Annotated in this window: 24 protein-coding genes, 1 pseudogene and 1 riboswitch; of the genes and pseudogenes, 7 read left to right on the forward strand and 18 right to left on the reverse strand. The window is 41.1% G+C overall.

Annotated features, from left to right (window positions below; translation table 11 throughout):
• Positions 1-158: 158 nt before the first annotated feature.
• The 6 genes from AC4HAL_RS00445 to AC4HAL_RS00470 form a co-directional block, all read right to left on the reverse strand.
• Positions 159-524 carry a hypothetical protein gene (locus AC4HAL_RS00445; protein WP_491092442.1) on the reverse strand — a complete coding sequence of 122 codons (366 nt, stop codon included), beginning with the start codon at positions 522-524 and terminating at the stop codon, positions 159-161.
• Positions 525-542: 18 nt separating this feature from the next.
• The gene (locus AC4HAL_RS00450) at positions 543-1,256 is read right to left on the reverse strand and encodes a matrixin family metalloprotease (RefSeq protein WP_491092443.1); all 714 of its coding nucleotides are present in this window, start codon (positions 1,254-1,256) and stop codon (positions 543-545) included.
• Between the two features lie 106 nt (positions 1,257-1,362).
• Positions 1,363-2,148, reverse strand: coding sequence for an alpha/beta hydrolase (locus AC4HAL_RS00455; protein ID WP_491092444.1), 786 nt, complete (start codon positions 2,146-2,148; stop codon positions 1,363-1,365).
• A gap of 84 nt (positions 2,149-2,232) precedes the next feature.
• Entirely contained in the window at positions 2,233-3,894 is a 1,662-nt protein-coding gene (locus AC4HAL_RS00460; RefSeq protein WP_491092445.1) for a ribonuclease J, read from the reverse strand.
• 389 nt (positions 3,895-4,283) lie between these two features.
• Entirely contained in the window at positions 4,284-4,961 is a 678-nt protein-coding gene (locus AC4HAL_RS00465; protein WP_491092446.1) for a YwaF family protein, read from the reverse strand.
• Between the two features lie 33 nt (positions 4,962-4,994).
• The gene (locus tag AC4HAL_RS00470; RefSeq protein WP_491092447.1) at positions 4,995-6,356 is read right to left on the reverse strand and encodes a UDP-N-acetylmuramoyl-tripeptide--D-alanyl-D-alanine ligase; all 1,362 of its coding nucleotides are present in this window, start codon (positions 6,354-6,356) and stop codon (positions 4,995-4,997) included.
• Positions 6,357-6,541: 185 nt separating this feature from the next.
• Positions 6,542-6,631: riboswitch (THF riboswitch) on the forward strand.
• Positions 6,632-6,734: 103 nt separating this feature from the next.
• On the opposite strand from AC4HAL_RS00470, the gene AC4HAL_RS00475 reads away from it, so the two are divergent.
• Entirely contained in the window at positions 6,735-7,301 is a 567-nt protein-coding gene (locus tag AC4HAL_RS00475) for a folate family ECF transporter S component (protein WP_491092448.1), read from the forward strand.
• A 149-nt stretch (positions 7,302-7,450) separates the two neighbouring features.
• Here the strand turns inward: AC4HAL_RS00475 and AC4HAL_RS00480 are convergent, their stop codons facing one another.
• The 4 genes from AC4HAL_RS00480 to AC4HAL_RS00495 form a co-directional block, all read right to left on the reverse strand.
• Positions 7,451-8,401 carry a bile acid:sodium symporter family protein gene (locus tag AC4HAL_RS00480; protein ID WP_491092449.1) on the reverse strand — a complete coding sequence of 317 codons (951 nt, stop codon included), beginning with the start codon at positions 8,399-8,401 and terminating at the stop codon, positions 7,451-7,453.
• Positions 8,402-8,735: 334 nt separating this feature from the next.
• Positions 8,736-9,782, reverse strand: a complete 1,047-nt coding sequence (locus AC4HAL_RS00485; protein ID WP_491092450.1) for a D-alanine--D-alanine ligase — start codon at positions 9,780-9,782, stop codon at positions 8,736-8,738.
• Positions 9,783-9,863: 81 nt separating this feature from the next.
• Positions 9,864-11,105, reverse strand: coding sequence for an acyl-CoA thioesterase/BAAT N-terminal domain-containing protein (locus AC4HAL_RS00490; RefSeq protein WP_491092451.1), 1,242 nt, complete (start codon positions 11,103-11,105; stop codon positions 9,864-9,866).
• The gene (locus AC4HAL_RS00495; protein ID WP_491092452.1) at positions 11,095-11,574 is read right to left on the reverse strand and encodes a MarR family transcriptional regulator; all 480 of its coding nucleotides are present in this window, start codon (positions 11,572-11,574) and stop codon (positions 11,095-11,097) included. Before AC4HAL_RS00495 ends, AC4HAL_RS00490 begins: the two co-directional genes overlap by 11 nt.
• A 154-nt stretch (positions 11,575-11,728) precedes the next feature.
• Between AC4HAL_RS00495 and AC4HAL_RS00500 the strand changes: the two genes are divergently transcribed.
• From AC4HAL_RS00500 to AC4HAL_RS00515, 4 genes and pseudogenes are all read left to right on the forward strand, one after another.
• Entirely contained in the window at positions 11,729-12,325 is a 597-nt protein-coding gene (locus AC4HAL_RS00500; protein WP_491092453.1) for a TetR/AcrR family transcriptional regulator, read from the forward strand.
• Positions 12,322-12,885: an NAD(P)H-dependent oxidoreductase gene (locus AC4HAL_RS00505; RefSeq protein WP_491092454.1), complete on the forward strand. Its 564-nt coding sequence runs from the start codon at positions 12,322-12,324 to the stop codon at positions 12,883-12,885. The genes AC4HAL_RS00500 and AC4HAL_RS00505 overlap by 4 nt, the downstream gene beginning before the upstream one ends.
• Positions 12,886-13,471: 586 nt before the next feature.
• Complete coding sequence (locus AC4HAL_RS00510) at positions 13,472-15,997, forward strand: LPXTG cell wall anchor domain-containing protein (RefSeq protein WP_491092455.1); 2,526 nt, start codon at positions 13,472-13,474, stop codon at positions 15,995-15,997.
• Positions 15,998-16,165: 168 nt separating this feature from the next.
• Positions 16,166-16,415 (forward strand): annotated as a pseudogene (locus AC4HAL_RS00515) (transposase); the annotation flags it as partial.
• Between the two features lie 376 nt (positions 16,416-16,791).
• Here the strand turns inward: AC4HAL_RS00515 and recR are convergent.
• The 3 genes from recR to AC4HAL_RS00530 all read right to left on the reverse strand — a co-directional run bounded on the left by recR (position 16,792) and on the right by AC4HAL_RS00530 (position 20,633).
• Positions 16,792-17,388 (reverse strand): recombination mediator RecR, encoded by a 597-nt coding sequence (gene recR, locus AC4HAL_RS00520; RefSeq protein ID WP_491092456.1) that lies wholly within the window; start codon positions 17,386-17,388, stop codon positions 16,792-16,794.
• A gap of 64 nt (positions 17,389-17,452) precedes the next feature.
• Complete coding sequence (gene pbp2b / locus AC4HAL_RS00525) at positions 17,453-19,621, reverse strand: penicillin-binding protein PBP2B (RefSeq protein ID WP_491092457.1); 2,169 nt, start codon at positions 19,619-19,621, stop codon at positions 17,453-17,455.
• A gap of 319 nt (positions 19,622-19,940) precedes the next feature.
• Positions 19,941-20,633, reverse strand: coding sequence for a phosphoglycerate mutase (locus AC4HAL_RS00530; RefSeq protein ID WP_447452404.1), 693 nt, complete (start codon positions 20,631-20,633; stop codon positions 19,941-19,943).
• A 277-nt stretch (positions 20,634-20,910) separates the two neighbouring features.
• Here AC4HAL_RS00530 and AC4HAL_RS00535 point away from each other — a divergent pair, with 277 nt between their 5' ends.
• Together AC4HAL_RS00535 and AC4HAL_RS00540 are read left to right on the forward strand one after the other, a co-directional pair.
• A complete protein-coding gene (locus AC4HAL_RS00535) occupies positions 20,911-21,846 on the forward strand; it encodes a dihydroorotate oxidase (protein WP_491092458.1) in 936 nt (311 codons plus the stop codon).
• A 120-nt stretch (positions 21,847-21,966) separates the two neighbouring features.
• Positions 21,967-23,004: an oxidoreductase gene (locus AC4HAL_RS00540; protein ID WP_491092459.1), complete on the forward strand. Its 1,038-nt coding sequence runs from the start codon at positions 21,967-21,969 to the stop codon at positions 23,002-23,004.
• Positions 23,005-23,058: 54 nt separating this feature from the next.
• Here the strand turns inward: AC4HAL_RS00540 and AC4HAL_RS00545 are convergent, their stop codons facing one another.
• The 5 genes from AC4HAL_RS00545 to AC4HAL_RS00565 all read right to left on the reverse strand — a co-directional run bounded on the left by AC4HAL_RS00545 (position 23,059) and on the right by AC4HAL_RS00565 (position 26,068).
• Positions 23,059-23,244 carry a hypothetical protein gene (locus AC4HAL_RS00545; protein ID WP_491092460.1) on the reverse strand — a complete coding sequence of 62 codons (186 nt, stop codon included), beginning with the start codon at positions 23,242-23,244 and terminating at the stop codon, positions 23,059-23,061.
• A gap of 70 nt (positions 23,245-23,314) precedes the next feature.
• Positions 23,315-23,590, reverse strand: a complete 276-nt coding sequence (locus tag AC4HAL_RS00550) for an HU family DNA-binding protein (protein ID WP_002962273.1) — start codon at positions 23,588-23,590, stop codon at positions 23,315-23,317.
• A 214-nt stretch (positions 23,591-23,804) separates the two neighbouring features.
• Entirely contained in the window at positions 23,805-24,404 is a 600-nt protein-coding gene (locus tag AC4HAL_RS00555; RefSeq protein ID WP_491092461.1) for a YpmS family protein, read from the reverse strand.
• Complete coding sequence (locus AC4HAL_RS00560; protein WP_491092462.1) at positions 24,382-25,233, reverse strand: SGNH/GDSL hydrolase family protein; 852 nt, start codon at positions 25,231-25,233, stop codon at positions 24,382-24,384. Before AC4HAL_RS00560 ends, AC4HAL_RS00555 begins: the two co-directional genes overlap by 23 nt.
• Positions 25,226-26,068 carry a DegV family protein gene (locus tag AC4HAL_RS00565; protein ID WP_491092463.1) on the reverse strand — a complete coding sequence of 281 codons (843 nt, stop codon included), beginning with the start codon at positions 26,066-26,068 and terminating at the stop codon, positions 25,226-25,228. The genes AC4HAL_RS00560 and AC4HAL_RS00565 overlap by 8 nt, the downstream gene beginning before the upstream one ends.
• Positions 26,069-26,977 lie beyond the last annotated feature (909 nt).

Raw genomic sequence — 26,977 nt, forward strand, 5'->3', positions numbered from 1 at the left:
TTCAGAAGAACTGGAGAATCTGCTGGGGCGGGAAATGAAACTAACAGAGCTAGATCATAAGCCAGTGGCGTATCATGAGACTGTCAAAGAGCTTCAAAACCTTAGTTCTATCGCTTACACAGCAAAAACAATAGTTTAATGCTGATATTCCCGTATTTCTAACCAGGCAACTGCCCCAAAATAGTCTGATGCCGGTAAACCAGATAGAGTCCAGCACCAACAATAAGGACAAATAAAATCAGTTTGAGAAGCCCCCTCATAAAACGCAAAGCCACTGTTAATAGCATGGAAATAATCAGCCAAGTCCAAGCTGTATGCCCAAAGAAATTCTGCAAACTAGCCAGACTATTATGGGTTAGATTAGTTAGCCAAGTAGGTAGCTGAGTCTTATCCCAGGCCAGCCCCAATTGATTTGCAATTGCTGAGCCGGTGGTATGCAGCCAAGCAAAAATTCCCGTATTAAAAATGACTAAGAAGGCTTGTTCAGGATATCGGTGGACCCAATTTTTAACAAATGAGAACATAAGACCTCCTAATTGATCCTAATCAGCGTAGAGTTCTTGAACGGCAGCTACATCAACCTCTTGGATACCATAGTATGAACCGGCCGATTGCATGACGGATATCTGACTATCATCATGCTCCAAACCGATAGCATGGCCTAATTCGTGTTCAGCCGTATTAGTAATGCGCTCCTGCGTGTAACCATAGGCTGCATCCAAAAGGTAGTGGCTGTTGAGATAAACATCAGCATGTGTAATCCGATTACTCAAACTTTCTGTCGTTGTCTGGGCCTCGCCAGCAGCTTGGCTGTTAGCGTCCGAATGATCACTTAAAATGATGTCAGCTCCAGCTTTATCATGAACTTGCTTAAAGGTAAAAGCTCCCGTTGCATTCCAAGCAGCAAGCGCATCTTGGTAAGCCTTAACAAAACTAGGATTAGTTGACTCAAGGTAGACAGTTGCTGATGGTTCTGCCCAACGAGCACCCTTTTGGTGATTTGCCGTAACATCCGTTGTTAAATCCTGTAAGTTCCGATCAAGATTTTTGTTAGGAGAGATTTGCGCATTAACATTTGCAAAAGCTTCCTGAAGAGACTGTGCTACAGGCGAATGAGAGTGGTTGGCATACCAAAATAAGCACAGTAGCAAGGCCGCTAGGATTAGAACAGTCCTAACCATTCCCCAGAAAAATCGCCAAGCAAAACTAAAAATAGCTTTTGGAACAGCAAGAATAATACCTGACAATCGTCTCATAAATACCCTCCTTTTTGTCAATCATTCTAAGGGAAAATAAGTATAACAAGAGGGACCCTAAAACACAAGCAAGAAGTCAGCCTGTCACAAATTTGTAAAGCAAGGCTTAGGACAAGCGCTCTTCCTTTACATAATCTAAAGGCAGCCACTCTAAAAAAGCTTCCAGCTGTTTCTCCCAATAGTACCATTCATGCCTGCCAGATGCTGTTCTGTAAGTGATGTCCAAGCCCAACTCTTTAAAGTCTGCCACAGCTTTCTCATTTGCTGGGTAAAGATAATCTTGCTCACCACACCAAGCATAAAACTTCGTTTTCATATCGTGCTGAGCCACCATAGTCGTTAAGTAATGCCTTTCAATATCACTTGACGATAAATCACCGAAAATCCCCTGCCAATAGCTGACATCTTCTTCAATACTATCACGCAGATTGCCCATATCAAATTGCAAAGCACCAGAAAAAGAGCCGGCATAGCCAAAATTATTAGTCAACAGAGCTAGCTTATAAGCACCATAGCCACCCATAGAAAGACCAGCAATATAGGTTTTTTCCCGTTTATCCGTCATATTTGGGAAAAAACGGCGCATAACCTGAGGCAGCTCTTTAGCAATAGCATCAAAATATTTGAGACCATAAGCCGTGTTCGTGTACCAAGCCAGATCCGTTGAAGGCATAACCACTATAAGGTTAGTGTGACGAAGTAAGCGCTCAATACTGGTGCGTTTCTGCCACGAATTATGGTTGCCTCCCATGCCATGCAAAAGATAGAGAACCGGAATATCAGTATCATCAACAGCTTCTTGCGCTATTTTAAAAGCATCCGGATAAATCACATTGACCTGCCGTTCATATCCCAACACCTTCGAATGATATTCAATTTGAAAAGATGCCATAAATCTATCTCCTTTTTTCAACAGGAAAAAGGCAGACCTCCCTGCCTTAGTTATTTGCTTTACTGACTAAATCATTCCAACATCCTAACGCACTTCCATAATAACTGGTAGAATAGCCGGACGGCGCTTGGTTTGATCGAAAAGGAACTTATTGAGTTCATCACGAACCTGTCCCTTTAATTCACTCCACTCAAAACCGTCTGTTGCTAGATAATCTTCAACCGTCTTATTGACCAAATCTGCGCTTTCACGCAGGATATCCCTACTCTTACGGACATAGACAAAACCACGAGTATGAACCTTGGCCTTAGAGACAATCGTTTTTTGCTTTTTATTCACTGTAATAACAACGATAAAGATACCATCTTCAGACAGAATACGGCGATCACGCAGAACGATATTCCCGACATCACCAATAGCATTACCATCAATCATAACATCGCTAGCTGGCACACCGCCTTCATGCAGAAAGCCTTCCTCATTAAGCACCATGATATCACCACGCTTCATGATGTAGATATTCTCAGGAAGGATCCCCACCTCTTCAGCCAAATCGGCTTGCGCCTGCAGTTGGCGGTACTCCCCTTGAATCGGCAGAAGATAACTTGGGCGCAACATATTTATCAGCAGCTGTAAATCGCGGCCATTAGCATGACCTGACACGCGCAGATTTTGCGTAATCAGCTTGACAGAACCGCCAGCCATGTAAATCATATTTTCGACACGAGCCACAACTGCTTCTTTGGCGACACTCGGTGTTGTCACGATATAAACTAAATCGCCATCTTTAATTTCAACATAACGGTGGCGTCCAATAGCCATTTTACGCAAACCTTCTAAAGGTTCTCCCATACGGCCTGTTTCCAAAATAATTAGCTCGCGGTCTTCAAATTTATGCATTTCTTTGGGCTTAACAATGAGCTTTTCATCTGCAATACTCAGCTTTTTCAAACGAATCGCTGTCCGCACAATATTTTCCACATCAAAGCCTGTCAACACAACTCGACGGCCATAATCCGCAGCCGCGTCAAAGACCTGCTGGATACGCGAGAGGTTGCTAGCCACCGCCGCGACAATAATGCGACCTTCAGCATCAGAGATAACATCGTCCATTTCAATCCCTACTTCAGCTTCACTGGCCACCTGCACCCTACTGTCAGCATTAGCTGAATCTGCCAAAAGAGCTAAAACACCTTCGCGGCCAATTTCAGCCAAGCGGGCAAAATCTGTCTGATACCCCTGACTGGCTGCTTGGTCAAACTTGAAGTCCCCAGTGTAGACAATATTACCTTGATCCGTTCCTAAAACAACCCCCAGACTCTCAGGGATTGAGTGAGTCGTACTAAAGAAAGAAACGACTGCATTCTGAAACTCGATCTCTGTTCCAGCATCAACAACATGGAAATTATTAAATTTCTTTGTCTGAGCGTTATTTTTCACAACGAGTTTAGCTAACTCAATGGTTAATTCTGAACCAAAGACCGGAACTCGTACATCCTGCAAAAGGTAGGGCAGAGCACCAATAGCATCGGCATGACCGTGAGTCAGAAAGACCCCCTGCACTCGCTTCTTATTTTCAATAAGGTAATCCATATTAGGAATAACAACATCGACCCCTAATTGTTCATTTTCAGGGTACTTGAGACCAGTGTCTAAAATAAAAATAGATTCATTGATCTCAACAATATAGAGGTTTTTTCCGTTTTCACGAACACCCCCTAGGGCAATAATTTTAATATCACTCATGGTGACTCCCTTTCTAAGATACAAAGCCATTAAAGCGACTCAAAGGAAAAAATGCAAAAGGAAAAACCGTTATCCCTAAGATACGCACCTTTTTCTCACTATTCTTGCTGCTTGATCTTTCGGCGACAAGCTTCAGCGATTCAAACTAGGACACCGAACTCCACAGAGTTGTGGGCAGGCTCAATTAATAATGTTAGAGCATGGCTTCTGATTGTTTACGTTATTATCATGGTTAAACACCATATTTTCACCAACGGTCCTTAGTTTTTCAGCTTCCACCAACTAGTAATCGGGCAATAATGCTGAAAAATAAGTCGAATTACAGTCTCTATCATTATAGCATAAATGATAGGAATATGAACAGTGACGAAAGCAAAAAGAAAAAGCCTTCAGGCTTTCTTCCACCTTCTAAAAGAGAGTTCAACCAAAACCAAGGCTAGGCTAAAAACAGCAGAAACAACAACATAATTTACCCAAACATTGCTGTTATCAATAATCGGTGTAAAACGCATAAGACCGTAATTACCGCCAGTCAGATGATTAACCCAAAGAAGAAACAGGTCCAAGACAAAGGTATACCCCACTATCCTTGCCAAACTGAACCGAGTCTCTTGAAAATAATTGAGCAAGTAAGCTAGACCATTAACTAAAAGAGCAAAATGACCAATGAAAAAGGAAAGCCCTGTAATATGTGGAAACGTATAGGGGTCTGGAACAGGATAGCCCAGAGCAAAAAATGCTCCGCCAAACCCCATCAAGGCAAGATAGTGTTTGAGAGGAAACTTATTTGGCAAAAGCACCAAACCAACCATAGCCAAACGACAATGGTAGAGAGGTAAGCTGTTAGCTAAAGGGATATGGCACACCAAATACCAGCTATAAAGTACCAGTAACTGCACAATCTGCAACCATTTAAAAAAATTAACATAGGCTGAACTTTTATAATAGCGGACGGTTAGGCCTATCAAAACGACTATTCCCATCAAAATCATCAGATACCAAAAACCTGTGATAGCTGGGGGTTGAGTTTCTACCGTTGTGAAAAAATTTAGAAAGAATTCTCCCATTCTAAAAGTTCCTTTCCTCTAATCTTACAGTACCTACAACAAGGCTTCTATAGCCTGATCAAGGTGCATGGAATTCGAGCCCTTGAGCAAAATTTGATCTTCAGGCTTCAACAGTTTCTTAATCTGGTCAACCATCTCAGCGAACTGATCTTCTTGATCCGTCTTTTTAAAGTAATAAACACGACCAATCGGAAACATCTGACTGGCTAACTGGGCCAAGCCAGCAATGTCTTCTCCATAGCAGATAAGGATATCTAAATCGTCAGGATTAAGGTTCCTAACCATATCGGTGTGCATCTGTACCGACTGGGGACCTAATTCTTTCATATCAGCCAAGACAGCTAACTTTTTGCCACCCTCATTAGCAGGAATCGCAAGAAAGGTCTCCAAAATTAGCTTCATCGCTGTCGGATTAGCATTGTAGACATCTGCTAAGATGTCCGCACCATTACCAGCCTTTTTCCACTCCGTACGATTCTTAGTCAGACTCAAATGTTTGAGAGCTGACTGAATGCAAGAATCCGGTACCCCTTCCAATAGACCGACATAAGCTGCTAGCATCGCATTCGTAGCATTATAGCGCCCAGGCAGAGGCAATTCAATACCGCCCTCCAGAAAATTAACCTTAAAATGCAAGCCTTCCTTTTCTTCGACCAAATCAGTAATAAAAATGTCCTCATTCGCTCCAAAACGCACGGTTTGGCACTCTTTAGGCAAATACGCGTTAACAATTTTATCCGCAGGGACTACTAAGGTACCATCCGAAGGCATACCACAGGCAATCTGCATCTTCCCTTGAGCAATCTTATCCCTGCTGCCAAAAAATTCAAGATGAGCTTCACCAATCAAGGTCACAATCCCAATTTTTGGCCTAGCAATCTTGGACAAAAGCTCAATATCTCCTAGATGATCCTGCCCCATTTCCAGTACTAACTTCTGCGTATCATCAGGCATATGGAGAACTGTATAAGGTAAACCAATTTCATTATTGTAATTTCCCTGTGTCTTATATGTTTTATAAGTCGTCGCTAATACATCATGAATCATGTCCTTAGTCGTTGTCTTACCATTAGAACCAGTTACAGCAATGACCTCAGCTGCCATTTTATCTAGGTAATACTTAGCCAGAATTTGAAAGGCTGACAGGCAGTCTTTTACCTGTATATAGGGGACACCAGCTAGTTCAATTTCAGAAAATGATGCCACAGCACCATTTTCAAAGGCCGTCGGAATAAATTCATGACCGTCCCGTGCCCCTTTGAGCGGTAAAAAAAGATCGCCTGCTGCAACCTTACGACTGTCAAATTCAATATTATGGATAGAAAAATCTTCAAAAACTGAAACGTCATTGAGACTGTTCACCACTTTTGCAATTTCATGTAACGTTAATTTCATAAGAATTCCTTCACTATTTATCTTCAGCTAAACATTTATAAGAAATTATACCATAAATTTGCCATCAAACTGACCCCTTTTAAGATTTAGAGTAGAAATCATAAAAACACGAACGTTTTCTATGAAATTATCTATAGAACTAGGAAAATACGCTAAAGAATGCTAGACTAACAAAGTATTTTTAATACAGAGTAAATGATTTGCGTCAAGTGTATGTGAATGGGATGTTGTCACATAACGAAGCTCAAGCGCGGTAAATCATTGCATCCGCTGTTTTTAATCAAGGATTCCCTAAGCCTAGCCATCGTTCTGTACACATCTAACTTAGGGCTGTCTCCATTTTAAACAGCTCCACTAAAATTAGTAAGGAGCCTTTTTATGTTCTCAAAAAATTATTTCCCTCAGCTCACAACTAAACAGTTAGTAACGTTAGCTATGCTAGTAGCCCTATCAGTCGCTGTTAGTAAATTTTCTATTCCAATCATCCCTCAGCAGCTGGTCTTCAGCCTAACCTTCCTTGTCTCAACCATGATTGGGGCAATCGGAGGACCTTTGTATAGCTTTATTTGTCTCGGTCTTATTGACATTGTAGACAGTCTGTCTGGTGGCACCTCCCAGTTTATCATCTGGTGGACCCTGCTTGAAGCCACTCAAGGCGCACTGTATGGCATTTTCTTCTATGGTAAAGCACTCAGTTGGCATGCTAAAAAAGATTGGCACTATGTTAGCCTAGCTACACTCACGATCATGCTGGTGGGAACCTTTATTTTTACCCCCTTGCTCATCCAAATTTATTACCATACCCCTATATCTGTTCAGTATCTAGCCGGTCGCTGGCTTAAAATTTTTGAAATTCCATTTCGGATTATTTTAACAATGCTGGTCATGCCCCAACTGCAACGTCTCAGAGACTGGCGGCAATTGACCAATACTAGTCAAAAATAAACACTATAAAATCCCTGCTCATCGATGTATTGACCTCCATTCGTTATCTGTCTAACTTTTGGGGTGCATTACGCAGTGAACAGGGATTTTATACTATACAAGACTAGTCAACTGCACTTCAGTCGGTCAAGCTTAATTCCCAATCTTTCTTAATCTTCTTGGACAACCAGCTCCTTGGAGTGATTCTTCCACCAAGACGACAATATCGAACCCGAGATATTATGCCAAATAGAGAAAATGGTTGAAGGAATGGCTGCTTGGGGAGTGAAGTATTTAATAGCCAGTGTTGCCCCTAAACTTGAATCCTGCATGCCGACTTCAAAGGTAATAGCTTTTTGCTGAGGTTCCTTCAAGCGCAGTAACTTAGAAAAGCCATAGCCTAAGCCATAACCACAAAGATTATGCAGCATCACAACAGGAATAACTAAGGCCGTAGCTGAAGTAAAGATATTAGCATGATTAGCTGATACGACTGCACCGATAATCAAAAGGATAGCTGCTTGGGATATCAGGGGCATGAGTTTAATAACTGAATCAATTTTATGAGCTAATAGTCGATGGACGATAACCCCCAAAACGATAGGAACAACAACAATTTGTAAGGTTGATAAAAAGAGCTTAGCCGCCGGAACTGCAATAAATTGTCCTGCCAAAAGGGACAGGAGAGTCGGCAGCATCAAAGGAGCCAGCAAGGTCGATAAGACTTCAATTGAGACATCTAAAGCAACATCTCCGCCCGCAAGGAAGGCCATAACACTGGATGATGTCCCACTAGGGCAAGAGCCAACTAAAATTACCCCAGCTGCTGTTGCTCCCTTTAGGTGGAAAAGCAGACAGAGCAGCCAGGCCAAGCCTGGCATAATGACATAGTGAGCTACTGTTCCAAGAACAACAGGAATGGGACGCTTAGAAATCCGAATAAAATCTTCAGTCGTTAGAGTCAAACCCATCCCAAACAGAATAATTCCCAGTAAGTAGGACGTATTTGGAATAACCCAAGTGCTCGTTTGCGGCAGGACATAGTTAAATGCTGCCCAAATGATAACAATGACCGTGAACCATTTACTAAGCCATTTGCTAAACTGTTCAACTTTTTGCATAAGCTTTCTCCTCATTTCTACATAATTCGGCCCTATTATATACCTATATATCTGAATTTTCAAACTATTTTTGGGTTTTTCTGGAAACTTTTTCTGGAAATTGAAAAAAGAGAACCAATTTTGTTCTCTCCAGAGTATACTTTTCATCACCCACTACAGCTGACAAATGGTAGAAAAGAGTCTGGTTCAAAGTCCAGACTTTTTAGCATATTCTACATTTACTAGATTGATACAGCCAACCTGATCAACTGATTTTTTCCCACTCTCTTTTTCAATGGTAGCTGAAAATACTCTTACAAAGCTGACAGTCACAATAGTTTTGCTCGTTTTACACTTATAATAAGTGTCCCTCGCGTTTACCAAACATTTCCTGAGCCAGACGGGTCAGCTCGGTAATCAACTCTTTATATGGAAGTCCCATATTTTCCCATAGAAGCGGATACATGGACCATTGAGTGAAGCCTGGCATAGTGTTAAGCTCGTTGAGGTAGATCTCACCGCTCTCAGTTAGGAAGAAATCACAGCGAGACAGACCGCAGCCGCCGATAGCACGAAAGGCTGTCTCAGCGTAGGTCTGCATCTTAGTCATAATTTCCTCAGATACTTTGGCTGGAATATCCATAGTAATCTTGTTATCAATATACTTGGCCTCGTAATCGTAGAAGGCCACATTCTTGACGACTTCACCCGGCTGCGTCGTCTTAACCTCAGTATTGCCAAGAATACCGACTTCAATTTCACGCGCCTTGACACCTTGCTCAATCAAGATACGGCTGTCGTATTTGAGAGCAAGAGTAATAGCTGCTTCCAACTCGATCCGATTGCCAGCCCTAGAGATCCCTACAGAAGATCCCATATTAGCTGGTTTAACAAAGACTGGATAAACAAGTTGGTTATCTACCTGAGCAATAGTAGCTGCTATATCCTGTCCCTCCATATAAGTGACATAAGCCACCTGAGGAACACCGGCTGATTCTAAAACATGCTTAGTGGTAATCTTGTCCATAGCAACACTGGATGAGAGGAGGTTGGTCCCTACATAAGGCATCTTCAACACCTCCAGAAAACCCTGAATAGAACCATCCTCGCCCATAGGACCATGGAGCACTGGAAAAACCACAGCCTTCTCCTCATAAATATCACTTGGCTTGATCTTTGCAGTCATATTAACCGTTTCATTGGTCATCAGTTTCTCATCATCCTGAGGTTGGCTGGTAAACTCTTGCGTCTTGATAAAATCACCAGCCTGGGTGATAAAGTAAGTCTTGACAGTAAACTTATTATAGTCAACGGCACGCATGACGCTTTCAGCCGACAAGACGGATACCTCACGCTCTGCCGAGCGTCCACCGTATAATAAAACTAATGTTTGTTTAGACATAAGTTCCCTTTTCTATCTTAATTTTTTAACTGCCCACTATTATAGCATAATTGGATAGGATTAGGGATAGTCAGAAAGAGTCTACAGATAATTTTTGAAAAAATCTAAAGTTGCCTGCCAAGATTTCTGACTGTCTGCTAAGAGCTCTGGCCAAGCAATTTTTTTATACCGATGGTTGGGCTGAAAAGCTATGCTCAGCATGTGACCGCTATTTTTAAGCAAGAGGCTTTCCAGATGATAAAGGGGCCGCTGGTGTTGATTCCAAGCGGCTTCTACCCTTCTAATAGAGTCAGCGGCTGGCCAGACTTCATCCCGCTCACTTCCTATCAAGAGTACATCAGCCTTGATAGACTCAACTGGAATCAAGTTATCCTTACAATAAGAAATAAAAGGACGCCTCAATAAGCGGCTCTTGATAAAATCTTTGAGTGAGAAATGTGTACAGGGTAATGCTTTCCCTTGATAGACCCAGGATGAATGACCGGAGTTGCGAAAGCTTTTCAATCCCTCCATCACCGCACAGGAGGGAGAGTTGAGTACCAAGCATTGAAAATAATCAGGCAGATAAGCTGCTGCACACAAGGCCATTTCGGCTCCTTTGGAGCGACCATACAGTCCCAAACGGCTGCTGTCTACGTCAGATCTAGTTGCTAGATAGATTGCTGCTTCTTCAACCACTGCTAAATCAATCCTATCCAAATAAGGAGCTGTTCCCTCCAAGCCAAAGTAAGATAAAGCCATAGTCACGAATCCATGACTGGCCAGTAATTGAGCTATATTTTGGGCTTTTTCAATCCGACCATCGCTGCCGCTCAGTACAACGATGGCTGGTAAATTGTGAGCCTTTTCTGGATAAAAAAGTCTGGCTTTGGCTTGGGAAAAGGAGACATCCTGCCACTTGATATGAGGCAGTTGGTAATAACGCGGAAACCGCAATTCTCCCAATTTTCGCTTCCCTTCAAATACTTCCAAAAGGACATCAAAGCGCTCGTCTAACGAGATGTCTTCTAAACACGAAGGCAGGCTTGTTTTCTTTATTTTGTCTGGTCTACTGTTAAAAAACAACCCCATGGGATACTGTCCTCGATAAGAGCCAGACTGGCAAGCTGCTTGGCTGAGTCGAATACAGCCCTGCTGATCTGAATCGTAAAGACCACTGGCTCGCCAGGGAATTCTCCGACTTAAGTTCATAGGAGCGTTGATATTATAGTAATTCAAGAGGGTCATCTCCAACCGATAAGGGCTAGAAGGCTTTAAGCCACTGATAATGATGTCAAAAGCACTGTCTGCTAATGCAGTATCACTAATCAGTCTAATCTCCATCGTTCCAGCCTTCTCGATTCTTTTTTACCAAGGCGTCCCAGACACCTTCTACTTCCGACATCAGCTGTCTTACCTCTTCTAAAAAATGCTTGGGATAGACCGCCAAAACCTCCTCTAGCTTTTTCCTCAGAAACTCGTGCTGATAGAGATGCAGCTGGTAAATTTCTTGCCCTAACCCTGTTAAAATCAAACCATAAGAACTCTTCTTATGCGGTGAAAGTTTCTTTTGCAGATAGCCCTTTAGAACTAACTTATTGACCAGCTGAGTAACGGCACTGCGGGAAATTTGTCGTTTTTTGGCAATCTGAGACAGACCAATTCCCCTCTCCTGCCCAACTAAGACTAACAGATGAACCTCAACCATCGTCAGATCCCTATTGGGAATATGGTGTTGTTCCTGTTCCAGTCTTTTATATTTTTCTACAAATATTTGCAACTCTTGGCTCAAATTGAGCAGATTATCTGCCATCCACTTTCTCCTTATATTATGTTAAGCTGCTTAACATAATATCTTTTTTATTATTTTTTGTCAATATTAAAAAGTTCTTGACAAACAAAAGTAGACGGTGTATACTTCATTCAAAAAGTAGTCAGTGTATACTTTTTTTGAGAAAGGAGATTATGTGAAACGAAATACAGCGCAGCTCAAGGAAAATTTAATCCAAACAGGAATAGAAGAAATTTGCCAGCATGGCATAGATAATCTATCGCTAAGAACAGTCTCACAAAAATGTGGTGTCACACACGGTGCTCCCTATAAACACTTTGGCAGTAAAGATGGTTATCTCAGACTCCTTCTATCACGCCTCTCTGATTTCTGGGCCAATGAAATGACCTTAAATATCAATTCATCCTCATCGGCGAGAGATGAATTGGCTCAAATGGGATTTAACTTTGTTTTAGCCGCACAAAAGAATCCTTATGTCTTTGAAGCACTTTTTATTAAATATCCCTTTAAATACATGGAGCTTTCTGAAGATACTATTTTAGCAGACAAAGACTTACCCGGTTTTGATGCTTTTAAGTGTGTTGTTCTTAAACTGAGACAGGAGGAAGGGTTCCACAATAGTGAAGCCGAAACTCTTTTTCACTTCTGGAGCTTCATCTCAGGTCTGGCTATTTTGTCAAAAAGTCCTATCGGAACGGACTTTTCACAAGCATCTCTGCGAACCATGATCGAACATATGCTTGATATTTACATCAAAGGAGAAAACGCATGAATATTTTAATGATTACGGCCCATCCTAACCCACAAAGTTTCAACGCACACATCTTCGAACAAGTGCGAGAAAACCTTGATAAGTCCCACAATCTTGAGGTACTAGACCTCTATGCTGAAGGATTTAATCCCGTTTTACGTTTTGATAATAGCCATCGCAGGCGTGATTTAGCCTCTGATCCTGAAACCGCTAAATACCGTGATTTAGTAACTTGGGCAGATCAATTCATTTTCATCTTCCCTATTTGGTGGTCAGGGATGCCAGCAGTGCTTAAAGGCTTTATGGATCGTGTCTTTGTCGCTGGCTTTGCTTACCACAACACTAAGACTGGCTTGAAAGGCCATCTCAATGGTAAAGCCTGGATTATTACTACCCACAATACACCTGCCTTTATTACGCTATTTGCACAAGACTATGGTAAAGTTCTGAAAAATCAGATTTTAAAAGCATGTGGCATTTCTTCAGTCACCATCAGTCAAATTACCGGTGTTGAAAAAATTTCTGATCAGAAGCGACAAAAAGCTTTGGACAAGATTGTCCAAAGAGCCCAAAATCTATAATAGAAAACGAGGCAGGAACAAAAGCTTCTATCCCTATGTATTTTAAATGTTTTACATGCAAGACGCAGTTATTGACTGAATGACCTTCTTCATTTTTACACAAGTGATAAGAATTATCCTAACCAGGCATGAAGAGAGAGTAAAACTCTCTAGCGGACGTTTTTTAAGTTAGCAACTAGAAATCTGGGACTTTCTAAAAAATCAACTTCTTCAATTTATTAATTTCTTCCATGCAATCTTGCAGATTAGCCCATTTTTAGGCAAATACTCAGCAATCACGGTGTCTATCACATTCTCTTCTCATTTTTCCTTAGTTTAACGGTCTTATAACCAATAACCTCAGGCATTCAATGAGTTGAAATAGGATTTGATTAGCTTGATCAATTTTCAATCAAAATAATAGATGAAAAACTTCTATTCCAAGCCTTTTATCAAGAATAATAGTATAATTAAAGTTAGTGAAAACTTTCAGAAAAGTGTTTTCATTTTTATTTCTGCCTAAAAATATCCTTGGTTCTCTTTTAACTAGGCCATGAATTTAAAGACAGACTATCTTATTACATTAAAAACATTGAAAGGACATCTAATGTTCAAAGAAAAAGGTCACGGTTTCATTCGAAAATCAAAAGCATATGGAACAATCGGAGTTATCGCTCTTTCAGGAGCTGTTTTTTGGGGGTCACAAAACCTTGTTCAAGCTGATGAAATAACGGAGAAAACAACAGAAGTAACTACTAGCAGTCCAGACGAAACACCATCAGAGCCTCTGCCTTCTGAAAATCAACCAGAAGCTCCTGTAACAACTGAGACTGAAACTATCACTGAGGGAGAAGAGGTTGCACCAATGACAACCGAAGAGACATTAGAAAACACTCTGGCTCTTAGCGATACTCCTGAAAGTTCCAGCGATCAAACCACTGCGACCTATGAGTTGGCTGCTGATGAAGTCATGGAGCCGGATTCTGCTCTCCCCGCCGAACTACTACCAGTTTCTTTAGTGGCTGATACCAATAGTCCTGAAACACTCACAGAAGATACACCTCAATCGCTTGCTGCGCAACAGACTGATGAGTTGCGACCTAATGCTCACTTAGGTGTATCAGATACTTTTTCAAACGATGTCCAAACCATTGTACGAAATGATAGCAAAAACGGATGGGATATCTACTACTTACATGGTTTAGAGTGGGAACACCGATTTACCACAGATTTTGTTAACTACACGGTTCCTAATAGTGCCTTACTGCCAAACGGTGGAGACCCAACTAATGGTTGGGAATCAACAATGACGGGGTCAATCATTATTTCTGATGGATCTATTCCTGGTACTAAGGCTGGCGAACGTGTTGCTTACTTCTCAGGTGCTAAGCAAGATACTCGAAAACAAACTATCTTTGGAGCTGTTTCTGAGGATAACGGTGAAACATTTACCAAACCGCTTAACGATGGTAATCCACTGCTGACAGTGGATAATGCTAAAAATGGTTTTGATTTCCGCGATCCCTATGTCTTTACCAAAGATGGTAAATACTATATGTATACGGCGGAAGGAAACGAGTTTGGCGTTTACACTTCATCTGACGGTGTAGATTGGACACCTAGCACAAAAATTGAGGCAAATGAGTTCTTCCATGGACGTGACTTTGATGGTAATGCACCGGTAGAATGTCCGATTGTCAAAACAATGGTTATGCCAAACGGATGGATTAAGCAAGTATTTATCTTCGGATCAAAAGATTACTCGAAAAATGAAACGACTGGTACTTACTATGTTGTCGGACACCTTGATGAAAACGGCGGATTCGTTGCTGAAACAGATGTCGAACGTTTAGATTTAGGTTCTGATTTTTATGCAATCAACACAGATGGCTCTTCAAACTTAGATGATATCAACTCTAGTTTAACCGCTCTTGGCTGGATTGGTAACTGGAACTATCTAAGAGACACAACATGGAATGACGATCTGCCTTACCATACGATTGGTGCTTACAGCACTCCTCGTACCCTCACATTAGATAATGATATTAAATTGCGTAATGATGTGCTAGGTTCAGCACTTCAGGGCATGAGGACTAATGAAGTCGGTACATACAGCTTAACAGCTAGCAATCCTCAAGGTCCTGCATATATTCTGGGCCAAGATACAAACGGTGATATTCATAGTTTCTACGATGTCCCTGAGCAGCCTGCAGCACAAGAGTACGATATTTCGGTTAGTTCCCCAGAAGGTCGTGTCTATTTAGATATTTGGCAAGGCAGCGATAGAATTTCCTTAAATTACGATCCCACTACTGGATGGTACCAAATTACTAGCCATACCGACAAGTTACCAACTGATTTAGCCAATAATTATAATAAAACCTATTCTGGTTATGTTGGAACAGTTTCTAATTTTAAGGTCGTTACTGATAAGACCTCTGTCGAGTTTTTATTTGAAAATGGACAGTCTTATACGGTAGCTCGATTTGCAAATTCTGACACACAAGATTTTAAACTCTATTCAGAAGATCCTAACAATAACAAAGTTATTGATATGACAGTTTACAATCTGGCTAACAATAACAACTTACCAGTGGAAGAAAAACAAAATGAAGCCACTCCGACACCTGAGAGAGCTACTCCCGAAGGAGAAAACCAACCCGCTGCTCCGACGACAACGCCTGAAAAGAACGCGGAACAACCTCAGGATGAGCAACCTCAAGTGCCTGAAGAAACTACTCAACCTGAGGTAAGCGAGCCTGAGGAAAACAGCCCTGCTGTTCCTGCAACACCTGCGGAGGACGCGCAGCAGACCCAAGACGAACAACCTCAAGTATCTGATGAACCTGCTTCTGAAGGAGAAAGTGATCCCGCTGCTCCGACAACGCCTGAAAAGGAAATCAAACAACTCCATTCAGGAAATAACATTCTAACTACTGAGTTAGAATTGGCTAATAATGTCACTTTAGCAGTGGAAAATTCGTCTGTTTCTAAACAAAACACTTCAGGTAATTCTTCCTTTCGTCAAAATTTACCACAAACTGGTGAATCTAATCAGACAACAGTTACTGTTTTAGGATTGCTCTTGAGCTTATTTGGTATTGGCTTTACAAGAAAAAGCAAGAAATACTAATTTCACTATTTTGCAATTTTGAAACGTAAGATAGAATGAAGTATCTATTTTATAATTATTTAAGAGACTCAGAAGCTAAAAAATGAGCATTTCCTCAATTGGAGGTGCTCATTTTGTCTGTCATAGTTTAATTATAGTAACGACAAAACAACTACAAAGCTATGATAAATGTATAAACAGTATAATACAACTCAATTGACTTTGGCATTAAATCTTGTCGTTGATATTCCTATGATACACGAGGCTAGACTGATTAGTCTGTTTGTCGACAGTATTCCTAGTGACCTACTGCTTAAGGAAAAGTCTCTTACTGGTCGTCTGGCCTTCCATCCAGCTACGCTTTTGAAAATGACGCTTTTTACCTATGCGTCAAGTCTTTTCTGGTCGTAAAATCGTGCAGCTGAACGAAGAAGTTATCGAGGAAGAACTGCCCAGTGAAAAAGACTCTCAAATCTATGCCAAACGTAAGATGAATGATGAACCCGTTTTTGACAGATTGAAGCGTATCGAGTCCACGTCAGGGGTAATCAAGCCATCCAAACGAAGGTCGGTTTCCTTTTTATGAGCATGAGCCTAACAAAATTAGCCAAACAACTGGCGACTGAATCGCGAAAAAATCAAAAACCACACGGTGTATATCTCATCCTTATTATGTTCAAGATAGAAATCACCATGTGGTTTTATGTTAAAGCTAGTTTTGCCCAGACTCTAGTTAACTTAATGATATTGGAACAAAAGTTCAGCCTCGTTTTAACTGTCCTAGATATAACAAGTTGATTAGAGCTATTTAACGGTTACAATTCTGTCCGATTCTCAATCGCACGAAGAAGAGTTACCTCATCAGCATACTCAATATCACTGCCAACGGATAGACCACGCGCTAGACGCGTTACCTTGATACCAGCAGGCTTGAGAACACGCGAGATATACATGGAGGTCGCTTCCCCGTCTGCTGTCGCATTGGTAGCAACAATCACCTCACTAATCTCGCTATCCATGAGACGATTGATTAAGGCTTTGAGATTGATATCATCTGGACCAACGCCATTCATGGGAGAAATCAAGCCATGAAGGACATGATAGAGACCATGGTACTCTTGGATCTTCTCCATAGCAGTGACATCCTTGCTCTCCTCAACAACCAGCAAAACGGACTTATCCCGCGTCTCATCAGTACAGATAGCACAGGGATCATCATCTGTGAGATTACCACAAACTGAGCAATAGGTTAGTTCGCGCTTGGCAGCTAATAAATTTTTGGCAAAGTCATTAACATCCTCATCAGACATACCGATTGTATAGAAAGCTAAACGGGTCGCAGTCTTGCTGCCAATGCCCGGCAATTTTGAAAAACTGTCAATCAATTTCGCAATAGGAGTTGGGTAAAGCAAATCTATATCCTCATTTCACTAAAAAGGTCTGGAAATTTCCCAGCCTTTTGGAATTATTCTTAAATTAATGGCCACCACCGTACATAGATTGATAAAGATTTAAAATCTCACGTGCAATGTTTTGATGAGCCTTGGTTTCCGAGTTGGCAGCATGGGGATACATAACCGCTACCGCCACCTTAGTTCCATCATTAGCGCTTCCATAGGCAACAACATTGAGGTTAACCGTTGTTACACTATTACCGTTGCTGTCGGTCGCAAAGGTTTCAGCCGTCCCGGTTTTACCAGAGATACTAATAGAGGAACTTGCCATGTCCTTACCAGTTGCATAACCATCTGAGCTATTCACCACTTCGTAGAATCCTTCTTGAATCAAGCCCATCTGCTCACTGGAGATATTGACCTTGTTTAGCTCCTTGGTATCTATTGAGCTAACCATATCACCGAGGCCACCATCAGCATTATTATTATAGACACCCTGAACTAAACGCGGGGCAATCCGAGTTCCCCCATTAGCTACCGTTGCAGAATATTGGGCTAACTGCATCGGGGTATAACTATCAAACTGACCAAAAGCCTCAGTCAGAACGTTACCAGGTTTGTAATCATCAGTCCTATAGCCTTCCGACTCATTGGGCAAATCAATACCTGTCTTAACACCCATGCCATATTCTGCATAGGCATTACGCAAAGATGCCATAGTAGAGTCTACACCATCATTGCTCAAACTCATTCCTGGATAATAATCCTGTCCCATCATCTTGAGTGCCACTTGCACCATATAAGTATTAGAAGAATACTCTAAGGCTTGGGTTGCTGTAATAGACCGGCTGCCCTGTCCTGTAAACCAAGAATTGATTGGGTTGGAACCATTGACACTGATAGTTTGATCAACCAAACTATCATTTCCCGACAGAACGCCAGATTCCCAACCTGCTGTCAGTGTTGCCCCTTTGACTACAGATCCAGGCACAAAAACATTAGTTACTGTTCCTAATGCATTAGAACTAGTCTCTCCTGTATCCGTATCGTGTGCCAGTCCTGCCATGGCTAGGACAGCACCCGTATCTGCATTCAGGGCCACAGCATAAACGCCTTCCGAATTAGCAGCATTACCGGAAGCAACCTCTGGTCCATAGTACTGGTTAAGAATTCCTTCAACACCATTTTGGAAACCGAGGTCAATAGTCAACTTAATATTATTCCCCTTACTGCCCTGTGAGGTTTGCTTATTTTTAATAACATTGCCTTCGTTATCAACACTAATCTTGGTAGTCGTCCGCGTTCCCTGAAGAACATCTTCATACTGCTCTTGTAAATAAGAGGTTCCGACACGGTCATTCAGAGAATACCCCTTAGCCAAGTATTCATCAGCACTCTCCTGAGGTAAACCAGTCTCTTCACTAGAGAGTGTTCCTATAATATCTGACAAGGATGAAGATGAGGTCGTTACTGTTTGATTCCAGTCAGACCCTACACTAATACCGTGCAGATCAGACTTATTTGCTGTGATATAGGCAATCTGATCTTCAGTCAAATCCCCCGTCGTGAGATAGACTGTGCTGAAATTTGAAGCAGCATTCATCTGATTAAAGATAAAGGCTTGCTTCAACTCATTTTCTGAATAGTTAATCTTACTTTTAGGGACAGCTGCAATAGCGTTTTTATAAATAGCCGATTCGGTTAAATTATTACCGTAGCTATCGTATTTTTTATTGTCCGGTAACTTATCCACAATAGCCTTGTAATGCTTAGAATCTGCTAGGTAAAAATCTTTTTTCTGGCGTTCAGTAACCTTGGTCTCTGTCAGATTGACCATGGTTGATAAGCGCTTGGCAATATCACGAATATCCTGAGCTGTAGCCTTATTGCTACGCGTGTAGGTCACAACGGTCTTCTTCTCATTATCGACCAGTGCTTGACCAGTTGCATCATAAATTTGTCCCCGTTCTGAAGATTGGGTAACAGTATAAGTCGTTTGCTTATTGAGTTTATCTAAGTAAAATTGCCGGTTACTGACCTGCATATAAGCTAGACGTCCAATTAAGACTGCTAAAAGAACTAAAACCAAGGCAAAAATAATATAAAGACGGCTGGTTATACTAGAAAGAAAACCTACTTTCTTTATTTTTTTCTTGGTTTTTCGAGCTAAAACTTTGTCTGCTTTTTGTTCTTTTTTCTCCTCAGTATCGTTTACTATTTCCTTTTTCTTAAATGGATTTCTGATCTCCATGGTCTCCTCACTTCAATAAAATCTATCAGGACTATTCTATCACAATTCAAGAAAAAAAACCCCAGTCAACAAAAAGTATTTTTCAGGTTCAATATTGGTAAGAAACATGAAAGTTCTAAACGAAGTTAGCCAGTTGAGAATATGTAAAAACACCTCTTAGGTAATCCTTCCTAAGAGGTGTGAACTAACTATCTCAAAATCAAAATCATCGAGGCTGTCTACTACTCCAGCTTTTTAAAAACTGGGAAAACTTAGGTCCACTGGACCTGCCTCACTTCTTTATTTTTGAGTTCGGGATAAAAAGATCCACCGGACCTTTTTATTTACCTAGATAGTATTCCTTTGTAAGATTAAGTTTTTCGTCAAATTCAAATACCAATGGTGGGAAGTTGGGAATTTCAACATCCATGATTTCATCATCTGACAATTGTTTGATATGTTTAACAAGGGCACGGATTGAGTTACCATGTGCACCTACAAACACATCCTTGCCATCTTTAAGGGCTGGTGCAATTTTATCTTCCCAGAACGGAAGCGCACGTTCCAAGGTCACCTTCAGATTTTCAGCATCTGGAATAACTGAATCATCAAGAGAAGCATAACGACGATCTGTATGTGCTGAGTGCTCATCATCCTTAGCCATAGCCGGTGGCAAAACATCATAAGAACGGCGCCAAATATGAACTTGCTCGTCACCCCATTTTTCAGCAGCTTCTGCCTTATTTTGGCCGGTTAATCCGCCGTAGTGGCGTTCATTCAAACGCCATGATTTTTCAACAGGAACCCAGAGTTGATCAGCTGCTTCAAGTGCAAGGTTAGTAGTCTTGATAGCACGTTTTAAAACTGATGTGAAGGCAAGGTCAAATTCAATACCTGCTTCCTTGATCAGTTTACCAGCGTCAATCGCTTGCTGTGTCCCCTTATCTGAAAGATCAACATCAGCCCAACCAGTGAAAAGATTTGCCTTGTTCCATTCTGACTCACCGTGGCGAGCAAAAACCAATTTTACCATTAGTAGTGTCTCCTTCTTAAAATGAACCCTTACAGGGTCAAATTCGTTACGGCATTATACCATTACCTTTACATTTTACAAAAAAATGGCCAAAAAATCCAGTGTTACCTTGGACTTGTTCAGCTAAATCCTTAATTTTATAGGAACATCTCAAACTAAAGCAGTATTATACGAACATATATCCCTTATTCTCCATCAAATATTCGTTTAATCTTGATTTCACTGCTTATAAATAGTAGAATGTAAGCTAATAAGATTGATGTATTGGAGGATTCGCATGGTTTCTACAGCAACACAAATCGGAAATTTTACCTTTGACAACTGTCTGATGAATGCAGCAGGGGTCTACTGCATGACCAAAGAAGAATTAGCAAAAATTGACCAGTCAGCTGCAGGCTCTTTTGTAACCAAAACTGGCACTTTAGAACCGCGCTTAGGCAATCCAGAACCTCGCTATGCTGATATTCCTTTAGGCTCCATCAACTCGATGGGACTTCCTAACAAGGGATTCACCTACTATCTGGATTATGTTATCGAGCTTCAGAATCAACCAGAGTCCAAGAATCACTTTCTATCTGTTGTCGGTATGAGTCAAGAAGAGACACATACCATCCTCAAATCCATTCAGGCTAGTAATTATCAGGGCGTGGTTGAACTCAATCTTTCCTGCCCTAATGTTCCTGGTAAACCTCAGATTGCCTATGATTTTGAAGCGACTGAACAAATTCTAGCAAAAGCCTTCTCCTACTATACTAAACCGCTTGGAATCAAACTGCCTCCTTACTTTGATATTGCCCATTTTGATCAAGCAGCTGCCATTTTCAATCAATTTCCGCTAGCTTTCGTCAACTGTGTCAACTCTATCGGAAACGGCCTCTTCATCCAAGATGAAACCGTTGTCATCAAACCTAAAAATGGTTTTGGGGGCCTTGGCGGTGACTATATCAAACCGACAGCACTAGCTAATGTCCATGCCTTTTACCAACGCTTAAACCCTTCTATCAAAATCATCGGTACCGGAGGAGTAAAATCTGGCCGCGATGCCTTTGAGCACATCCTTTGCGGTGCCAGCATGATACAGATTGGAACAGCTCTTCACCAAGAAGGACCAGCTATTTTTGAGCGTATTACAAAAGAATTGAAGACTATCATGACCCAGAAGGGCTATGACAAGTTGGAAGATTTCCATGGTCAGCTAAATTATATTGTCTGAGTAGCTAAAAATCCTCAAATTTCTATGTAACCGCAGGTTAGGGAATTTGAGGATTTTTTTCTTATATCGTAAATTAGCTTTTTGTTATAATGTAAACAGAATTTTATTGGAGGTATTGCAATGTCAAAGTTATTATCACCTGTTAAAATTGCGGGGCTGGATTTGAAGAATCGTATTGTCATGCCCCCCATGTGCATGTATGTAGTTGACAAGGAAGATGGAAAGGTCACTCCCTTCCATCATGCTCACTACGGAGCTAGAGCTATAGGGCAGGCTGGTTTGATTATCTTAGAAGCCACGGCTGTTCATCCCGATGGCCGACTAACTAATAATGATCTTGGTATTTGGAGTGATGATCATATCCCAGGTCTCAAAGCCTTAGTTAACGAATTACATACTCTCGGCATCAAGGTTGGTATTCAGCTAGGTCACGGTGGACGCAAGGCAAAAGATGCTGTTGACAGCATTGCCCCTAGCGCTATTGCTTACAATGCAGACTACCCCACGCCGCGTGAAATGACAGTAGATGATATTAAACAGACCCAAGAAGCCTTTAGTACAGCAGCTGGCAGAGCCCAAAAGGCCGGTTTTGATATGATAGAACTTCATGGTGCCCACGGCTACTTAATCAACCAATTCCTAGAACCTTTAACGAATCACCGTCAAGATGCTTACGGCGGTAGTCTAGAGAATCGCTATCGCTTCCTTAAAGAAATAATACCAGCTATTCGACAAAACTTCGATGGCTCTATCTGGACCCGTCTCTCTATGACTGCCTACGATGAGACTGGCCAGCAAAATAGCATTGAAGACTGGCAGACTATTGGGCATTGGTTAGAGGAAGATGGCATTCAATGCATTGATATCTCTACTGGCGGCCTGATGGATATCAAACCAAACATTCCAGTCTATGGCGGCTACCAAGCTCCTTATACTAGTAAAATGAAAACCGCTGTAAATATCCCTGTTACAGCAGTCGGCCTCCTAAACGCTCCTGAGCTGGACGAGTATCTCCTACAAACCCAACAGGCAGACCTCATTGAAGTTGGTCGCGGCCTCATTCGTAATCCTAACTGGCCTGCCTACGCTGCCCAAGTTCTGCATGATCATAATTTCAAGGTCTACAACAACTCCTATCAGAGGGGACAAGTTCAATAGATAACTCAATTCAAAAGACTCGAGGTGGTGATGTTACCTCGAGCCTTTTTTACTCTATTTTAGTAAAGAATCAACCTCATCATTCTCTTCTTCGCCGTCCATCTTACGGTCAAAAGCTGCCTTTTCTTCTTCCGTCATTTCCTGTGGCTTGAAGATTCTAAACATGACACCAAATACAAGAAATTTAAGTGCGGTAAATATCAGCAAAATCAGTAAGGCAATTAAAAATGTTTTTCCCATCTTATTCACTTCTAAATTAAGAAAGGCTAGGAGATTATGACTCCCAGCCTTTGCATTATCAAAACGATTCTTATTTAACAGCGTCCTTAAGAGCTTTACCAGCTTTGAAAGCTGGAACTTTTGAAGCTGCAATTTTGATTTCAGCACCAGTTTGTGGGTTACGACCCTTACGAGCTGCACGTTCACGAACTTCAAAGTTACCAAAACCAATCAATTGAACTTTTTCACCTTTTGAAAGGAATCCTTCAATTGATGAGAATACAGCATCAACTGCTGCTGCTGAGTCTTTCTTAGTCAATTCTGTTGCTTCAGCAACCTTTGCAATCAAATCTTGTTTATTAGCCATTTCACTAATCCTCCAAATATTATTAAGTCAATAAATCTATGCACTTATGACTTTAACAGAGACTATGATATCTAAATTTCCTTACAAGGTCAAGTATAAAACGTTAATTTGGGCCTTTTTTACAATATTTCATCTTCCAGACGAGTTCAAAATGACAAAATGTCATCATTCGCCCGCAGAACTGGCCTTTATCTCCCTAAAATCAGCACGAAAATTACTTTCGCTTATAAACATCAAAGCTAATCTTGTCATTAACTAAATTAAACTCGGTCGCTTTGACATAGACACCTGTTTTATTTTTCATCTTAGGAAGATTGAGGATGATAGCGGATTTCTTGCTATCTACCTCAACAAAATCTGGTAGATCGTAGCTGGAAGCTATAAATTTCAGCACTTCAGAAACTGGCAACGACAAGGTTCCTGCTGAGACAGAACTGACATCAAGCTGGATGCCGCCATTTTCTAGGACAACAGGAGTGAAGTAAACTTGCAGCGGAACTTGATATCCCAGAAGAGTATAAGTTCCCTCAAAGACGACATGACTGGAAGTCGCTGAAAAACTATAGCTATTTTTTTTAGTCTGATACTGCTTCAAATAGGAGGCTACCGTGGCATTTAGCTCATCACGCGATGAGCTAAATGTTCCAATCTTGATATCAGACTGGCTGACAGTCGCTTGATTTCCATGATTAGACGACTCTTCAAGAGTACCTAGTCTCAATATTAGAACAGCAACCAAGGCCAGATTAAAAGCAAGCAGAGCAAGAAAGCCCCACTGCCACCAATTTCTTTTACCATTTACTTTTTGTTTCATTTATCTTCTCCAAAACAGCATCAGCCATTATTTGATAACCCGTGTTATTGGGATGGAAATGATCCTTTTCAAACAAAGCATCATTTTGAATACTGCTGCTATCTCCAGATTCACCATCTGAGGATTGAGTAATCCCTTCCTCACCATTGATTCCCTTATAAAGCAGGTCATTAACAGGAACAAAATAGACATTTTTATACTCTTTTGTTACCGCTTGAGTACTGTTATTCCAATTATCAACGACAGTCTGCATCTCAGTCATATCTGGAAAATTGAGATAGAAAGGGTTATAAATTCCTACGATATAGATAGGAAGCTCCTGATTACTCTGACGGGCTAGTTTAACAATTTTACGGAGGCGCCCCTGATACTCTTGAGCTGGTTTCTTGAAACTGTCTACCTTTAGATCAGCGCTGAGATTTTTTCTAAGAACAGCCATAACATCATTTCCACCGACTGTCAGCGTCATCATATCAGCCTTTTGCAAACCCTTTTGCAAATCCTTTTTGTTTTGCATCCGCTTGAGAATCTGCTGGCTGGTATTGCCGGCAACACCATAATTATTGGAAGCCACTTGATAACCGTAATCATTTTCAAGAGACCGCGATAGAATGGGAACAAAGCCACCCTGACCAGTTGTATCTCCAACTCCTTCTGTTAAAGAATCTCCTAGGGCTAAATAATTAAAGGTCTTGCCTTCAGCACCGACTCTAAAGGTAGAAGCAACATGTTCTCCACCCGCTCTAGGTAAAAGAACATTAATAGCCAAAGCAAAACCGACTAGACAAAATAGGAAGAAAGCCGGGGCTAATAATCGTTTTTTATTCATAACGCACCATAACTGCAAAGGCGTCTTCACCCGTATGAGTTTGAATAATCGAGCCAGTTTCCATCACAGAAATACGATCGCTCTCCACCAATTCTTGCAATCTTTCCTTCATCTTGTGAGCCCATTCGGGACCGCCAGAGTATGAAATACCGATCTCAGCTACTTTTTTTGTCTCAGCATGCTCAATAAAATTATCCAACCACTTAACGAAGGTCTTATTTCCTCGACCTTTGACAATTGGGTTGAGGACAGAATCCTTGAGTTCCATCACAACACGGATATTTAAAAGGGAAGATAGCATGCCGGACACACGGCCAATACGCCCCCCTTTGACTAGATTCTCCAGCGTAGAGACACCGATAAAGAGTTCCGACTTCTGACGAACCTCTTCAACCTTGGCTAAAACATCAGCAAGATTGGCTCCCTTCTCGGCCAGAATAGCAGCCTGAACAACTTGATGCTTCATGGACTGATCCGTAAAGGTTGAATCAATCACTGTCACATCAGCTCCTGCAATAGCAGCCCCCTGGCGAGCTGCTTCAACCGTTCCCGATAAGCTGTGAGTGATATGGATGGAAACAACGTGCTCCGCACCATCTCTCACCAATTTTTCATAGACATCAGCAAAGACACCGACTGGGGGCTGACTGGTCTTGGGCAACTCCTTACTCTGACGCATAAGTGAGAGAAATTTCCCCTCTTCTTTTAAGTCATTATCGCTATAAATAACACCATCAATCATGACTGACAGAGGTACTACCGTAATTCCTAAACTCTCCACCAACTCAGGTTCAATCGTAATCGATGAATCTGTAACAATCTTTATCTTGGACATCTTACTTCTCACTTTATTTTTTCTATAAAATCATTATCCATTATACCAAAAAAGCACAGGTTTGGGACATCCTACCAGATATATTCAATTATCGCTACCAACCTGGTCCTCACTGCAGCACAAGATAAAGAATTTAAACAGGGCAATACTGAATAAAGCCTGCACAATGATTGCTCTACATTTACCTGCAAATAGGATCTGGAATATAAGTGCTTTAAGTCCTAATTTGCCAACTATAATGTTTGAAGGAACAAAGAAAGGGAGCAGGAACAGCCCAAAAATTAAAAATTTTGGTTCGCATTTCCACTCTCTAAATGAACGGCGCAGGGGTAAGACTTCTTGACGTTGCCAACAAGTCTTGTCTCAACCACTGCGCCAAAAGTTTATACCAAAACAAGGAGGCTGGGCCAATTTTGGCCCAACCTCTTTTTTGCCTTATCAATTGAGGATTATAGGAAATGGCAAAAATATTGCCAACAAATCCCCAACCTCACTTGGTTACTCCTATTTAAATCACTTTCAATCTTTCCTTAAATATGGCTAAATTATAACATAGGCCTTCCATGTTTACAAGATTTATTTCAGATAATTTATGACAGGCGTAACTGATATGAATTATCTGATAACCCTATTAATCTGAAAAAACACGGCAAAGACAAGATTATTGCTACACCTATTAGGAAGTGGCAAGAACATTGTTAAGGCAGGGGTTTTAGAATGGTAATATTAGTTTAGATGAATTGTAATAAACTTGAAACTTTTTTTAATCTAGTACCTTTTCGAAATTCCTCAACTGTTTTAAACAGAAATCTATCAAGGTTTTTTACTAGTAAATGATCTGTCTTATTTCTCTAAAAAAGTATTTTAGCCCTAGAATAGCATATTGCATATTCCTAAATCTGTGATAAA

It is taken from the genome of Streptococcus sp. ELY_125 (assembly GCF_058314535.1).

Coding starts and splice junctions, on each gene's coding strand:
- AC4HAL_RS00485 (WP_491092450.1), bottom strand. CDS start 9,782: ATGTCTAAACAAACATTAGTTTTATTATACGGTGGACGCTCGGCAGAG.
- AC4HAL_RS00560 (WP_491092462.1), bottom strand. CDS start 25,233: ATGAATAAAAAACGATTATTAGCCCCGGCTTTCTTCCTATTTTGTCTA.
- AC4HAL_RS00470 (WP_491092447.1), bottom strand. CDS start 6,356: ATGAAATTAACGTTACATGAAATTGCAAAAGTGGTGAACAGTCTCAAT.
- AC4HAL_RS00550 (WP_002962273.1), bottom strand. CDS start 23,590: ATGGCTAATAAACAAGATTTGATTGCAAAGGTTGCTGAAGCAACAGAA.
- AC4HAL_RS00450 (WP_491092443.1), bottom strand. CDS start 1,256: ATGAGACGATTGTCAGGTATTATTCTTGCTGTTCCAAAAGCTATTTTT.
- AC4HAL_RS00465 (WP_491092446.1), bottom strand. CDS start 4,961: ATGGGAGAATTCTTTCTAAATTTTTTCACAACGGTAGAAACTCAACCC.
- AC4HAL_RS00445 (WP_491092442.1), bottom strand. CDS start 524: ATGTTCTCATTTGTTAAAAATTGGGTCCACCGATATCCTGAACAAGCC.
- AC4HAL_RS00480 (WP_491092449.1), bottom strand. CDS start 8,401: ATGCAAAAAGTTGAACAGTTTAGCAAATGGCTTAGTAAATGGTTCACG.
- AC4HAL_RS00475 (WP_491092448.1), top strand. CDS start 6,735: ATGTTCTCAAAAAATTATTTCCCTCAGCTCACAACTAAACAGTTAGTA.
- AC4HAL_RS00530 (WP_447452404.1), bottom strand. CDS start 20,633: ATGGTAAAATTGGTTTTTGCTCGCCACGGTGAGTCAGAATGGAACAAG.
- AC4HAL_RS00555 (WP_491092461.1), bottom strand. CDS start 24,404: ATGAAACAAAAAGTAAATGGTAAAAGAAATTGGTGGCAGTGGGGCTTT.
- AC4HAL_RS00490 (WP_491092451.1), bottom strand. CDS start 11,105: ATGGAGATTAGACTGATTAGTGATACTGCATTAGCAGACAGTGCTTTT.
- AC4HAL_RS00540 (WP_491092459.1), top strand. CDS start 21,967: ATGTCAAAGTTATTATCACCTGTTAAAATTGCGGGGCTGGATTTGAAG.
- AC4HAL_RS00565 (WP_491092463.1), bottom strand. CDS start 26,068: ATGTCCAAGATAAAGATTGTTACAGATTCATCGATTACGATTGAACCT.
- AC4HAL_RS00545 (WP_491092460.1), bottom strand. CDS start 23,244: ATGGGAAAAACATTTTTAATTGCCTTACTGATTTTGCTGATATTTACC.
- AC4HAL_RS00455 (WP_491092444.1), bottom strand. CDS start 2,148: ATGGCATCTTTTCAAATTGAATATCATTCGAAGGTGTTGGGATATGAA.
- AC4HAL_RS00460 (WP_491092445.1), bottom strand. CDS start 3,894: ATGAGTGATATTAAAATTATTGCCCTAGGGGGTGTTCGTGAAAACGGA.
- AC4HAL_RS00510 (WP_491092455.1), top strand. CDS start 13,472: ATGTTCAAAGAAAAAGGTCACGGTTTCATTCGAAAATCAAAAGCATAT.
- pbp2b (WP_491092457.1), bottom strand. CDS start 19,621: ATGGAGATCAGAAATCCATTTAAGAAAAAGGAAATAGTAAACGATACT.
- AC4HAL_RS00495 (WP_491092452.1), bottom strand. CDS start 11,574: ATGGCAGATAATCTGCTCAATTTGAGCCAAGAGTTGCAAATATTTGTA.
- AC4HAL_RS00535 (WP_491092458.1), top strand. CDS start 20,911: ATGGTTTCTACAGCAACACAAATCGGAAATTTTACCTTTGACAACTGT.
- AC4HAL_RS00505 (WP_491092454.1), top strand. CDS start 12,322: ATGAATATTTTAATGATTACGGCCCATCCTAACCCACAAAGTTTCAAC.